At 72.3% G+C, this 12,174-nt stretch carries 9 protein-coding genes; 8 read left to right on the top strand and 1 reads right to left on the bottom strand.

Annotated elements, in window-relative coordinates:
* Window positions 1-84 precede the first annotated feature (84 nt).
* From D7W79_RS03455 to D7W79_RS03470, 4 genes are all read left to right on the top strand, one after another.
* A complete protein-coding gene (locus D7W79_RS03455; RefSeq protein ID WP_120523890.1) occupies window positions 85-1,665 on the top strand; it encodes a GAF domain-containing sensor histidine kinase in 1,581 nt (526 codons plus the stop codon).
* Between the two features lie 67 nt (window positions 1,666-1,732).
* Window positions 1,733-2,107, top strand: a complete 375-nt coding sequence (locus D7W79_RS03460) for a response regulator (RefSeq protein ID WP_014400722.1) — start codon at window positions 1,733-1,735, stop codon at window positions 2,105-2,107.
* Window positions 2,107-4,908 carry an ATP-binding protein gene (locus D7W79_RS03465; protein WP_120523891.1) on the top strand — a complete coding sequence of 934 codons (2,802 nt, stop codon included), beginning with the start codon at window positions 2,107-2,109 and terminating at the stop codon, window positions 4,906-4,908. Before D7W79_RS03460 ends, D7W79_RS03465 begins: the two co-directional genes overlap by 1 nt.
* The gene (locus tag D7W79_RS03470; RefSeq protein ID WP_120523892.1) at window positions 4,905-6,935 is read left to right on the top strand and encodes a response regulator; all 2,031 of its coding nucleotides are present in this window, start codon (window positions 4,905-4,907) and stop codon (window positions 6,933-6,935) included. The genes D7W79_RS03465 and D7W79_RS03470 overlap by 4 nt, the downstream gene beginning before the upstream one ends.
* A 10-nt stretch (window positions 6,936-6,945) precedes the next feature.
* Here the strand turns inward: D7W79_RS03470 and D7W79_RS03475 are convergent, their stop codons facing one another.
* The gene (locus tag D7W79_RS03475; protein ID WP_120523893.1) at window positions 6,946-8,523 is read right to left on the bottom strand and encodes an LVIVD repeat-containing protein; all 1,578 of its coding nucleotides are present in this window, start codon (window positions 8,521-8,523) and stop codon (window positions 6,946-6,948) included.
* Window positions 8,524-8,642: 119 nt separating this feature from the next.
* Here D7W79_RS03475 and D7W79_RS03480 point away from each other — a divergent pair, with 119 nt between their 5' ends.
* The 4 genes from D7W79_RS03480 to D7W79_RS03495 are packed head-to-tail and all read left to right on the top strand — an operon-like array spanning window position 8,643 to window position 12,041.
* Complete coding sequence (locus D7W79_RS03480; RefSeq protein ID WP_120523894.1) at window positions 8,643-9,401, top strand: hypothetical protein; 759 nt, start codon at window positions 8,643-8,645, stop codon at window positions 9,399-9,401.
* Window positions 9,402-9,435: 34 nt separating this feature from the next.
* The gene (locus tag D7W79_RS03485; protein ID WP_120523895.1) at window positions 9,436-10,539 is read left to right on the top strand and encodes an AAA family ATPase; all 1,104 of its coding nucleotides are present in this window, start codon (window positions 9,436-9,438) and stop codon (window positions 10,537-10,539) included.
* The gene (truB, locus tag D7W79_RS03490; protein WP_120523896.1) at window positions 10,536-11,432 is read left to right on the top strand and encodes a tRNA pseudouridine(55) synthase TruB; all 897 of its coding nucleotides are present in this window, start codon (window positions 10,536-10,538) and stop codon (window positions 11,430-11,432) included. Before D7W79_RS03485 ends, truB begins: the two co-directional genes overlap by 4 nt.
* Window positions 11,433-11,444: 12 nt before the next feature.
* The gene (locus D7W79_RS03495; RefSeq protein ID WP_120523897.1) at window positions 11,445-12,041 is read left to right on the top strand and encodes a GNAT family N-acetyltransferase; all 597 of its coding nucleotides are present in this window, start codon (window positions 11,445-11,447) and stop codon (window positions 12,039-12,041) included.
* Window positions 12,042-12,174: the final 133 nt, after the last annotated feature.

Consider the following 12,174-nt stretch of genomic DNA (forward strand, 5'->3'; position numbering starts at 1 on the left):
CCGCCCTCCTGACCCGGGGGCCGGGCCTTCGTGAGCGCCCCTCTTACCAATGGCAGACAGGTGGGGTAGCACCGGGCGTACGCCATGCTTCCTCCCCCGACGCCCGCGGACGAGCCGCGGCGCCTCCAGGCACTGCGTTCGCTGTGTCTGCTGGACACGCCCGCGCACGAACGCTTCGACCGCATCGTGCGCGCCGCGTCGCACCTGTTCCGCGTGCCCATCGCGCTCGTCTCGCTCATCGACGAGGACCGCCAGTGGTTCAAGGCGCGCCAGGGGCTGGACGCCCCCCAGACGCCGCGCGACGTGTCCTTCTGCGGCCACGCCATCCTCTCCTCCGCCACCTTCGTGGTGCCGGACGCGCTGAAGGACCCGCGCTTTCACGACAACCCGCTGGTGCTGGGCGCCCCCTTCGTCCGCTTCTACGCGGGCCACCCCCTGCGCGCCGCGGACGGCAGCCGCGTGGGCACGCTGTGCCTCATCGACCACGAGCCCCGGGACTTCTCCGCCGCGGACCTGGGCGCGCTCGCGGACCTGGCCGGCTGGGCGGAGGTGGAGCTCAACGCCCTGCACGAACGCGAGGCGCGCATCGCGCTGGCGCAGCAGGAGCGCTTCTTCGAAGTCTCCATGGACATGCTCTGCATCGCCGCCATGGACGGCACGTTCCTGCGCCTGTCCCGGGCCTGGAGCCGCACGCTCGGCTTCTCCGACGCGGAGCTCTACAGCACGTCCCTGGTGGACCTGGCCCTGGAGGAGGACCGCGCCGCCACCTCGCGGCACCTGGCCCGCGCGCGCGAGGGCGCCCCCGTCCTCCAGTTCGAGCACCGCGCCCGCTGCCATGACGGCTCCTGGCGCTGGCTCCAGTGGAACGCCGTGGCGGACCCGGAGGAGGGGCTGCTCTACGCCGTCGCCCGCGACGTCACCCAGGCCCGCCTCCTGGACGAGGAGCGCCAGCGCGTGGAGCGGATGAAGAACGAGTTCATCTCCACCGTGAGCCATGAGCTGCGCACGCCGCTCACCTCCATCCGCGGCTCGCTGGGCCTCCTGTGCGGCGGCGTGGCCGGCCCGCTGGACTCCCAGGTGGCGCAGATGGTGGGCATCGCCCACAAGAACAGCGAACGGCTGCTGCGCCTCATCAACGACATCCTGGACCTGGAGAAGATGGAGTCCGGCCGGCTGGACCTGCACCTGGCCCCCACGGAGGTGGCGCCGCTGCTGGCCCAGGCCCTCCAGGCCCACCAGGGCTACGCGGACGAATACGGCGTGCGCCTGGAGGCCGTGGTGGACACGCCCCACGCCCGCGCCCGCGTGGACGAGGACCGCTTCATCCAGGTGCTGGCCAACCTCCTGTCCAACGCCATCAAGTTCTCCCCCCAGGGCGAGCGCGTCACCCTGTCGCTCACCCGCGAGGCCGGCGCCCTTCGCGTGGACGTGCAGGATTACGGCCCCGGCATCCCGGAGGCCTTCCAGGCCCGCGTCTTCCAGAAGTTCGCCCAGGCGGACTCCTCCGACACCCGCAGGCGCCCCGGCACCGGTCTGGGGCTGAGCATCGCCCAGGGGCTGGTCGCCCGCATGGGCGGCACCCTGCGCTTCACCACCACCCCCGGGGCGGGCACCCGCTTCTCCTTCGACCTGCCGGAGTGCGAACCCGGGCCGGAAGCGGCCTGAGGGATCCACTCCCGCTCCGCGCCCGTAACCCCCGATCCAATCCCTCTTTCCCGGAGCACTCCCTCCCATGGCGAAAATCGAGAAGGTCCTGCTCGTGGACGACGAGGACGACATCCGCACCATCGGGCAGCTGAGCCTGAGCCGTGTGGGCGGATGGAAGACGGTGCTCGCGTCCTCCGGCGCGGAGGCGCTGGAGAAGGCGGGCCAGGAGGGCCCGGACCTCATCCTCCTGGACGTGATGATGCCCGGCATGGACGGGCCCACCACGTTCGGCCGGCTGCGCGCCCAGCCCGCCACCGCGAACACGCCCATCATCTTCATGACCGCCAAGGTCCAGAAGCAGGAGGTGGCGCGCTACCTGGAGCTGGGCGCGGTGGGCGTCATCGGCAAGCCGTTCGACCCCATGACGCTGCCGCAGGAAATCCGCCGCCTGGTGCCTTGATGGAACCCCGCCTGTCCAAACGCTCCGCCGCGCTGGCCGCGGGCGCCATGGTGCTCCTGTGCGCCCTGTTCATCCTGGGCCGCACGGGCTCCACCGCCGACCACGACAACTACCGCAAGCAGATGCGGCAGCTGCGCGTGGCCACGGCGGAGCTGGAGCAGAGCGTGCTGCGTGAGCACGTGGGCATGGCGGCGCCGCGCGGCGCGTCCGACCGGGACTTCGAAGCGCTGGCCGCCCGCGCCCGCCTGCTGCGCACGACGCCCGGCTTCCTCCCGGATGAGGGCATGCGGGCGCTCAACGCGTCCCTGGACACGTACCTGCGCGTGCTGGAGGGCTCGCGCGGCCTGGTGGCGGCGGCCCGCGAGAAGGACGTCCAGCTCGCGGCACTTCGCCAGGCCTTCCCCCGGCAGGTCGCCGCCACCGCCGCCCTGCTGCCCCCGGGCGCGACGCGCGAACAGGTGGAGGCGCTGGGCGTGGACGTGCTCCTCGCCTCTCGCGCGCCGGGGGAGGCCCCTGGCGCTCACGTGGAGGCCTCGCTCGCGCTCCTGACCCGGGCGCTCGAGGGGCAGCCGCTGCCCGCTCCCGCCCGCGCCATGCTGGAGGGGCTGGAGGCCCGCGCGCGCGAATTGCTGGCGCTCCAGCGCTCCGCGGACGCGTCCTTCCAGGCGCTCCTGGACCACGGCGCCACCGCGGAGGCCGAGCGCCTCATCACCACGTACCTCCAGCTCCAGGAGCAGTCCCAGTCCCGCGCGGAGCGCACGCGCATCGTCCTCTTCGGCGTGTCGCTGCTGCTCGTGGGCTACGTCATCGTCGTGCTGGTGCGGCTGGCCCAGGCGTCCGCGGCGCTGGCGGAGCTCAACCAGGGGCTGGAGGCGCGCGTGGCGGAGCGCACCCAGGCCCTGTCCGCCGCGAGCGCGGAGGCGCGGGCCAGCGACGCGCGCAAGGCCGCCATCCTGGAGGCGTCGCCGGACGGCATCGTGGTGCTGGACGAGTCCGCCCGCGTCGCGGAGTTCAACCCCGCCGCGGCCGCCCACTTCCACCTGCCGTCCGCGCGGGCGGTGGGCGCGGACTTCCTGTCGCTGGCGCTGCCCGCGACGCTGCCGGCGGCGCAGCGCGAGGCCGTGCACGCCGCGCTCCTCCAGGGCAGCGGCGCGGCGCGCGTGGAGACGCCGTGCCTGCGCGCGGACGGTGACGTGTTCCCCGCGGAGCTCACCTTCGCGCGCGTGCACGCGGACGGCCCCCCGCGCACCACCGTCTTCGTGCGCGACCTCACGGAGCGCAAGGCCGTGGAGCGGATGAAGAACGAGTTCGTCTCCACCGTGAGCCACGAACTGCGCACGCCGCTCACCTCCATCCGCGGCTCGCTGGGGCTGCTGGAGAACGGCATCGTGGGGGAGCTGCCTCCGCAGGCGCTGGACATGGTGCGCATCGCGCGCACCAACACCGAACGGCTCATCCGGCTCATCAACGACATCCTCGACCTGGAGAAGATGGAGTCGGGGATGCTGGAGCTGAAGCTCCAGCCGCAGACGGCGCAGGACCTGGTGGAGGCCACGCTCGCGGGCGTGCAGGGCGTGGCGGAGGCCGCGCACGTCACGCTGCGCTCGGACGTGGAGGGCGCGCCGCAGGTGAAGGGCGACCGCGACCGGCTCATCCAGGTGCTCACCAACCTGGTCTCCAACGCCATCAAGTTCTCCCCGCAGGGCGCCTCCGTGGTGGTGGCCGCCGGCCTCACGGTGGACGGCCGCGTGCGCTTCAGCGTCACGGACCAGGGCTCCGGCATCCCGGAGGAGAAGCTCCCCCGCCTCTTCGGCCGCTTCCAGCAGCTGGACGCCTCCGACACCCGCAGCAAGGGCGGCACCGGCCTGGGGCTGGCCATCTCGCAGGCCATCGTGGAGCAGCACGGCGGCCGCATCGACGTGAGCAGCCCTCCCGGCCAGGGCGCCACCTTCCACTTCACCCTGGAGGCCCTGCGCGTCCCCGCGCCGGCCGCTGGCACGGCGCTGCCCGCGGACGAGTCCCGCCACAACGTGCTCATCGTCACCGCGGACGCGGAGCTGTCCGCGCTGCTGCGGGGCCTGCTGTCGCATGAAGGCTACCGGGTGGTGCGCGCCGCCACGCTCACGGAGGCCGCGCGGGCGGTGGAGCACGCGCTGCCGGACGCGCTGGTGGTGGACACGCAGATGCCGGACGAGCCCGTGCTGGACTGGGTGCGCCGCCTGCGGGAACAGCCGCGCACGCACGACCTGCCCGTGGTGGCCCTGTCCGGGCGTTCCCAGGCGGGGACGAAGGACGCGGGCACGGCGCTGCTGGTGGACTGGCTGCCCACGCCGGTGGAGGAAACGCGGTTGCTGAAGACACTGCGTTACGCCATGCGCCAGCCGGGCCAGGCGCGCGTGCTGGTGGTGGACGACGACGCCACCACGCGCCGGGTGCTGTGCGCGCAGTTCGAACGGCTGGGCGCGCTGTGCATCGAGGCGGCGGATGGGGAGAGCGCGGTGGCGCTCGCGCGGGACACGCCCCCGGACCTCATCGTCCTGGACGTGGGGCTGCCCCGGCTGGACGGCTTCGAGGTGGTGGACATCCTGCGCCAGGGCAAGGGCCGCGCCACGCCGCTCATCGTCTTCACCGGCCGCGAGCTGTCGCGCACCGACCAGCGCCAGCTCACGCTGGGCATCACCCGGCACCTGACGAAGGCCCGCGCTTCCGAGGAGGAGCTGCTGGCCTCCGTGCGGGAGCTGCTCAACGGACTGCTGGCCCTCCGCGACCCCGCGGCCGAGCCCCGAAAGGCGATGCCATGAGCACCGCGCGCAATGACAAGACGCTGCTCTTCCTGGAAGACGACCGCGACCTGCAGGCGCTGGTCTGCGCCTTCCTGCGGGAGCGGGGCTACCAGGTGACCCCCGCGCGCACCGCCGCGGAGGCGCGCGAGGTGCTCCAGTCCAGGCCGGTGGACGCCGCCATCGTGGACGGCCTGCTGCCGGGCATGACGGGCGCGGACTTCATCCGCGAGCTGCGCCAGACGAAGCCCGACCTGCCGGTGCTCTTCGCGTCCGCCTTCTGGAAGGACCTGAAGAGCCACGAACTGCTCACGCGCCAATTGGGCGTGGCGCGCGTGGTGCACAAGCCCTACCGGCCGGAGGAGCTGGTGGTGTGGCTGGAGCAGCTCTTCGCGGTGGCCCAGCCTCCGCCCCCGCCTCCGGAGTCCGTGGAGGAAGAGGAGGACGAGGAACCCGTGGACGACTTCGCGGCGAGCCTCGCCCTCCTGAGCGCGGAGTACGGCGCGAAGCTGCCGGAGCGGCTGGCCACGCTCCAGGCGCTGCTCGGCAAGGGGCGCCACGGCGACGCGGCGGCCATGGAGGAGGCCTACAGCGTCGTGCACAAGCTGCACGGCACCGCGGGCAGCTACGGCTTCCGCGACGTGAGCCTCACGGCGGGCGCGCTGGAGGACGTGCTCCGTCCGGTGAAGACCGGAGGGACGCTGGACTGGGCGGCGGTGGACGCGGGCTTCCGCGCGCTGGAGGACCGGGTGTCGCTGCCGGTGCTCGCCCCGGAGCCGGAGCCGGAGGAGGCGGTCGTCGCCGCCATGGGCACGCTGCTGGTGGTGGACGAGGACGCGGCCCTCCTCGCGGACGCGAAGCAGATGGGCGACCGGGAGGGCGTGCGGGTGGTGACGGCCCGCTCGGCCCAGGAGGCCTGCGCCGCGGTGGAGAAGCAGTGGGTGGACGGGGCGCTCCTGCACATGGGCGCGGAGGGGCTCGCCACCGCGAGCGCGCTCCGGGCGATGGAAGGGCACCAGTCCCTGCCGCTGGCCTTCTCCAGCACGGGCGCGGGCCTCCAGGAGCGCGTGCACGCGGCGCACGCGGGCGCGTCGCTGTTCCTGCCCCGGCCCTTCACCCAGCAGGACTTCGCCACCGCGGCGGAGCGGCTGGTGACGGCGCGAAGGCAGGAGCGCGCGAAGGTGATGGTGGTGGATGACGACCCGGAGGCGGTGCGTGCCCTCTCCCAGGCGCTGGTGAGCGACGCGGTGGAGGTGGTGGGGCTGGAGAACGCCTATGGCCTCCTGGACGCGCTCGCGCAGCACCGCCCGGACCTGCTGCTGCTGGACGTGCAGATGCCCGGGCCCAGCGGGTTCGACCTGTGCCGCATCCTGCGCCTGACGCCGGAGTGGCAGGACCTGCCCATCCTGCTCATCACCACGCAGGTGGGGCTGGAGTTCCGGCTGGCCGCGTTCCAGGCCGGCGCGGATGACTACCTGGCCAAGCCCGTGCTGAGGGAGGAGCTGCGCGCCCGCGTGCACGCGCGGCTGGAGCGGGCGCGGCTGTCGCGCGAGCGCACGGAGCGCGACGCGCTCACCGGCCTCATGCTGCGCCGTCCCTTCGTGGAGGCGGTGGCCACGCGGCTGTCGGAGGCGCGCCGGAGCGACAAGCCGCTGGCGCTGTGCTTCCTGGACGTGGACCACTTCAAGAAGGTGAACGACCAGCACGGCCACCTCGCGGGGGACCGCGTGCTGATGCGGCTGGGACGGCTGCTGGGCGCGCGCTTCCGCCGCGAGGACCTGCGCGCCCGCTGGGGCGGCGAGGAGTTCGTCGTCGCGCTCCTGGGGGAGTCACTGGAGAGCGCGAAGGAGATCCTCTCCCGCACGGCGGAGGAGCTGGCGGGGATGTCCTTCGAGAGCGACGCGGGCAAGACCTTCCACGTCACCTTCAGCGCGGGGCTCGCGGTGGCGCCGAGGGACGGCACCACCCTGGACGAGCTGCTGCGCGTCGCCGACGCCCGGCTCTACCGGGCGAAGGAGAACGGCCGCAACCGCATCGAGACGGAGTGACGCCCGCGCGTCACGGCTCCGCGAGCACCAACAGGCCGCGCGACAGGTCCACGACGTACACGTACCCGTCGCCCGGCACGCGGATGCCGATGGCTCCCTGGTAGAGGCTGTCGGTGCTGAGCGGGTGCGCTTCCTGGAAGGAGTCGAAGGAGGCGATCTCCTTCGGGCGCTCGGGGGTGGCCACGTCGAAGACGCGCACGCCCTCGTGGTACCAGGCCACGTAGAGCCGCGTGCCCTTCAGCACCATGTTGTGGATGGACGTCTGCGGGCGCTTCTTCACCTCGCCAATGAGCTTGATGTTCGCGGGGTCGGTGACGTCCAGCACGCGCAGGTGCGCGCCAAAGCGCTCGCCGCCCTCGAAGGCGATGGTGCGCCCGCCAATGGTGCCCACCGCGTTCGCGTGGCTGTACTGGCCATTGAAGGAATACGTGCCCAGCACGGGCGTCACGTCCGGGCGCTTCACGTCCACGACGACGTAGCCGGTGCGCGTGTGGTTGACGTAGAGCCGGTCCTGGTAGGCGAACGCGTCGTGCGGATAGCTTCTGACTCCCTCCTCACGCGGCACGGTGATGCGGCTGAGCAGCTGGGGCTCCAGCGGCGAGGCCACGTTGAACAGGAGCGTCTCCCCGTTGGGGGATGGGGACATGGCGTAGAGCCGGTCGCCGTCCACGAACACGGTGTGCACGTCGATGGCGCCGCCGGGCAGCGCGCGCACGTACTGGGGCTTCGCCGGGTCGGTGATGTCGTAGACGATGACGCCGGAGTTGGCGCTGGCGACGTAGAGCGCGTCGCCCTTGGCCCAGACGCCGTTCCAGTAGTTGTCGTTGGGCAGGCTCACGCTGGTGACGAACGCAGGGTGGGCCGGGTCGCTCACGTTGAAGACGCTGAGGCCGCCGGGCTGCTGGGTGCCTCGGGGCACGGACACCACGTAGGCGTGGCCCTTGGTGATGTAGACGTCCACGGACTCGCCTACCGGGACGGCGGTCTCGGAGACGAGGCGCATGGGCTTGGCGCCGGTGGGCTGCTCCCGGGACAGGTTCATCCGCTGGGCATGGAAGGTGCCGGAGTAGTCCGGCACGCCGTCGGTGCAGCGCACGAAGCAGCCGGTGAGGTGGCCGGGCTCCGGCACGCGGCAGCCCGCGAGCGCGTACCGCTGCGTGCTGAACTGGGAGCTGACGATCTCCCCGGTGATGAAGAACCCCTGGGGGCCCACCTCGTTGCGCACGAGGGGATTGCCCAGGAAGGAGGGCTTGGTGTCCAGGCGGAAGCCCGTGCCGAAACTGCTCGTGGCGTTGTAGCGGAAGATGGCCTGGTAGACGCCGGAGGGCTCCAGGGCGCCCACCGCCGCCAGGTCACAGCCCGTGAGGCGGAAGCTCGCCGGGTCGTCGCAGTTCGCGCGCGGCTCCGCGTAGCTCGCGTCCATGCAGGGCTCGGTGGGCACCACGTCCACGTAGTCGGTGAGCTCGACGGGCGGCGTTAGATCCGGCGTGCCAGCATCCGGCACGGCAGGGTCGTTGTCGCTACAACCGGACAGGGACAGGGCGCAGGCGAACAGGCCGGTGCCCAGAAGGCGAAGGGAAGACGTCATGGGTGACTGACTCCAGTTCGGGGCTTCGCGGTCCACGGCCGACGCGCGAAGGCCCTGGGAGTCTAGCCCACGGCCCGAAGCGGATGCGCGAGCCCCCCGTGTGACGCTAGAAGCCCGGCATGCACCCACGCCGCCCGGACATCGACGCCGCGCTCACCGACCTGCGCACCCGCGTGCCCGGGGGGAAGCTTGTCGACCACTGGGGCGCGGAGCCCCACTGGCCCACGCCCGAGCAGCAGCGCCTGCGGGACGCATGGCTCGACAGCCTGGCGGAGGCGTTGGAGGCGGCGCTGACGCGAAAGGACTTCGAGCCCATCACCATCCCCGAAGCGCGGAGCCCACCGGACTGGGAGTTCATCCTCGCCCACGCGCTGGCGCGTCACGGCGGGCCGGTGGCGTCCTACCCTCACTTCTCGGAGACCCGGCAACGCGACGGGGAGACGTTCATCACGCTCGGCGCGGACTATGACGAACTGGTCATCTACCAGGGGCCCCTGGAGCTCCACGGCCACGTCCACCTGTCGGGGACCGTGGTCGTGCTGGGAGACCTCATCGTCCATGGCGCCCTGGTGGATGGGGACCCGGCGGACTCGGGGCTCGTGGTCATTGGCAACGAACGGGTGCGCGCGCTGTCCGCGGGCGCGGATCACCTCGTGACCGGGGACCTGGAAGCGGATCTGCTGAGGCCGTCCGGCTCGGATGGCTCGCTGGCCGTCGGCGGAGAGGTCCGTGCGCGCCTGCGCCTGAAGGACTCCTCGGCCGATGAGGAGGAGCGGCGCTGGCTGGAGCCCGTGCCGTCCAACAAGGTCTTCAACGACGGCTGGGCCCTGTGCCGGGAAGTGGGCAGTGGCCGTTCGAAGGTGCGGCCCCCTCCGTAGGAGCATCGGAGCCGGATAGGCTCGCGCGCACGTCATGCCCATCACCCGTCTGGACATCGCAGGCTACCGCTCCGTGCGTCAGCTCCACCTGGAGCTGGGGCCGGTGACCGTGGTGGTGGGGCCCAATGGCAGCGGCAAGACGAACCTGTATCGAGCGCTCTATCTGCTCGCGGCGGCGGCGGAAGGGCGGCTCGCGCGCACGCTGGCGGAGGAGGGCGGCGCCCCGAGCGTGATGTGGGCCGGCCCGCGCGACCCGAAGAAACCGGCGCGCGTGCGCGTGACGGTGGACCTGGACGACCTCACCTACGAGCTGCAATGCGGCGTGGTGCCCAGCGCACCCGGGGAGCCGCGACCGACGATGTTCACGTTGGATCCGGAGGTGAAGGAGGAGCACCTCTGGGCGCACGCCGGAGGCCGGCGGGTGGTGTTGATGGAGCGCAAGGACCGCACGGCCTTCATCCGGGACGCGGACGGCAAGCGCATCACGTTCCCCACGGAGCTGTGGGGCGCGGAGTCGGTGATGGATCAGCTCTCCGAACCGCACCGCTTCCCCCGGCTGTCGGAGGTCCAGCGCACGTTGAGCGCGTGGCGCTTCTACCACCACTTCCGCACGGACCCGGACGCGCTGCCCCGGCACCCGCAGGTCGGAGTGCGCACGCCGGTGCTCGCGTCCGACGGGCGCGACCTCGCGGCGGCGCTCCAGACAATCTGGGAGATCGGCGACGAGCGCGCCCTGGAGCAGGGCATCGACGACGCCTTCCCCGGAGCGCGGCTGGAGGTGCGAGCCGAGGACGGCCGCTTCAGCCTCTTCCTGCACATGCCCGGCCTGTCCCGGCCCATGGCGGCGGCGGAGCTGTCGGACGGGACGCTGCGCTACCTGTGCCTGCTGGCGGCGCTGCTCAGTCCCAGGCCGCCGCCGTTCCTCGCGCTGAACGAACCGGAGACCAGCCTGCACCCGGACCTGCTGGAGCCCCTGGGCCGGCTCATCGTGCGAGCATCGGAGTACAGCCAGGTCTGGGTGACGACGCACGCGGAGGTGCTCGCGAGCGTCATCGCGGACCGCACCGGCACCTCGCCCGTGCACCTGGAGAAGCAGCAGGGTGCGACGACGGTGAAGCGGGACGGGAGCGACGAATGACGCCCGGCCTCTACCTCACGCACAAGCCCGTGGGCGCCACCAGCTTCGCCACGGTCCGGGCCTTCCAGGAGGAGGCCCAGGCGACGCGGCCCGGCCGCCGCACGGCGCTGGTCCACGGCGGCACGTTGGATCCATTCGCGGAAGGGCTGCTGTTGATGCTGGTGGGTCCGGCCACGCACCTCTTCGAACACCTGCACGCCGCGCCCAAGGTCTACGAGGCCCGCGTGGAGTGGGGCACGGAGATGGACACCGGCGACCTGCATGGCCGCCCCGTGCACCAGGGGGACGCCTCCGCGCTCACGTCCGAGCGCCTTGATGAAGTACTCCGTCCGTTCCTCGGCTGGACGGAGCAGGTCCCGCCCGCCACCAGCGCGAAGAAGCTCGGAGGCGAGCCCGCCTACCGCAAGGCCCACCGGGGCGAGGCCGTGGACCTGCCCCCGTCGCGCGTGTACCTGCACGCCGCGCGCTGGCTGTCACACGACCTGCCCCGCGCCAGCATGTTGGAGCTCACCTGCCGGGGCGGCTACTACGTCCGTTCCCTGGCAAGGGACCTGGGAAGGGCACTCGGCTGCGGCGCGCACCTCTCCGCGCTGAAGCGCACGGCCATCGGTCCATGGAAGGACCCCGGCCCCGGCCATCGCATCGAGCTGCACGGCCGCGACCTGCTCCCCTGGACACACTCACGCGTCCTCACGGATCAGGACGTGGGAGCCCTGCGCAGTGGCCAGCCCATTCCCCTCGCGCCGCTCCAGCCCCCGGACTGGCGCCTCCCGCCGGGCTACCCGGAGCCACCGGGTCCGGTGCGAGGCTTCCACCAGGGGAAGTTGACCTTCCTGCTCACGCTCGAGGACGGCGTGCTCACCCCCGAGACAGAGCTGCGCGGCGGCGTCTAGAACGGGCGCCCCATGGCCCCTCCCGACCTGAAGACCGTCGAGCTCACTCCGGAGCTCTGGCCCGACCTCGAGAAGCTCTTCGGCCCCAACGGCGCCTGCGGCGGCTGCTGGTGCATGTACTGGCGCATCCCGGAAGGCGAGCGCTACGACGACGTGCGAGGCCCCGAGGCGAAGCGCCGCTTCAAGGCCCTGGTCTCGAGCGGAGCGGCGAAGGGCGTCCTCGCCTACGCGGACGGCGAACCGGTGGGCTGGGCCACCTTCGGCCCTCGCCGCGACTTCCCGCGCCTGGACCGCGCCCCCAGCTTCAAGTGCGACGACGCGGACGCCGTCTCCTCCGTGCCCTGCTTCTTCATCCATCGGAACTGGCGCAACCAGGGCGTGGCCACCGCGCTGCTCGCCGCCGTGGAAACCGCGGTGCGTCGTGAAGGCCCGCACACCCTCGAAGGCTATCCAGTGAAACCGCCCCGGGGTGAAGCGCGTATCAGCAACGCCATGGCCTACACGGGCACGCTCCCGTTCTTCCTCAAGCGGGGCTACGTCCACGTCGCGGACCGCCCCGCCGGCAAGCAGCGCGTGCGCAAGGCGCTCAGGCCCGCGCGCCGGAAGTGATGCTTCCGGTCACCACCCCGGGGGCGGGGGGATGGTGACTGTCATCACCGCTGGTGACTGTTGTCACCACCCCGGCGCTCGCGCCGTCGCCGCGTAACTCCATGGAATCATTCAGGGTGCGCGGGTGGGCAGG

This window comes from Corallococcus exercitus (assembly GCF_003611585.1).
Taxonomy (GTDB): domain Bacteria; phylum Myxococcota; class Myxococcia; order Myxococcales; family Myxococcaceae; genus Corallococcus; species Corallococcus exercitus.

Bases quoted from the DNA above. Each gene is read 5' to 3' on its own strand.
- D7W79_RS03455 (WP_120523890.1), top strand. From the start codon at position 85: ATGCTTCCTCCCCCGACGCCCGCGGACGAGCCGCGGCGCCTCCAGGCA.
- D7W79_RS03460 (WP_014400722.1), top strand. From the start codon at position 1,733: ATGGCGAAAATCGAGAAGGTCCTGCTCGTGGACGACGAGGACGACATC.
- D7W79_RS03465 (WP_120523891.1), top strand. From the start codon at position 2,107: ATGGAACCCCGCCTGTCCAAACGCTCCGCCGCGCTGGCCGCGGGCGCC.
- D7W79_RS03470 (WP_120523892.1), top strand. From the start codon at position 4,905: ATGAGCACCGCGCGCAATGACAAGACGCTGCTCTTCCTGGAAGACGAC.
- D7W79_RS03475 (WP_120523893.1), bottom strand. From the start codon at position 8,523: ATGACGTCTTCCCTTCGCCTTCTGGGCACCGGCCTGTTCGCCTGCGCC.
- D7W79_RS03480 (WP_120523894.1), top strand. From the start codon at position 8,643: ATGCACCCACGCCGCCCGGACATCGACGCCGCGCTCACCGACCTGCGC.
- D7W79_RS03485 (WP_120523895.1), top strand. From the start codon at position 9,436: ATGCCCATCACCCGTCTGGACATCGCAGGCTACCGCTCCGTGCGTCAG.
- truB (WP_120523896.1), top strand. From the start codon at position 10,536: ATGACGCCCGGCCTCTACCTCACGCACAAGCCCGTGGGCGCCACCAGC.
- D7W79_RS03495 (WP_120523897.1), top strand. From the start codon at position 11,445: ATGGCCCCTCCCGACCTGAAGACCGTCGAGCTCACTCCGGAGCTCTGG.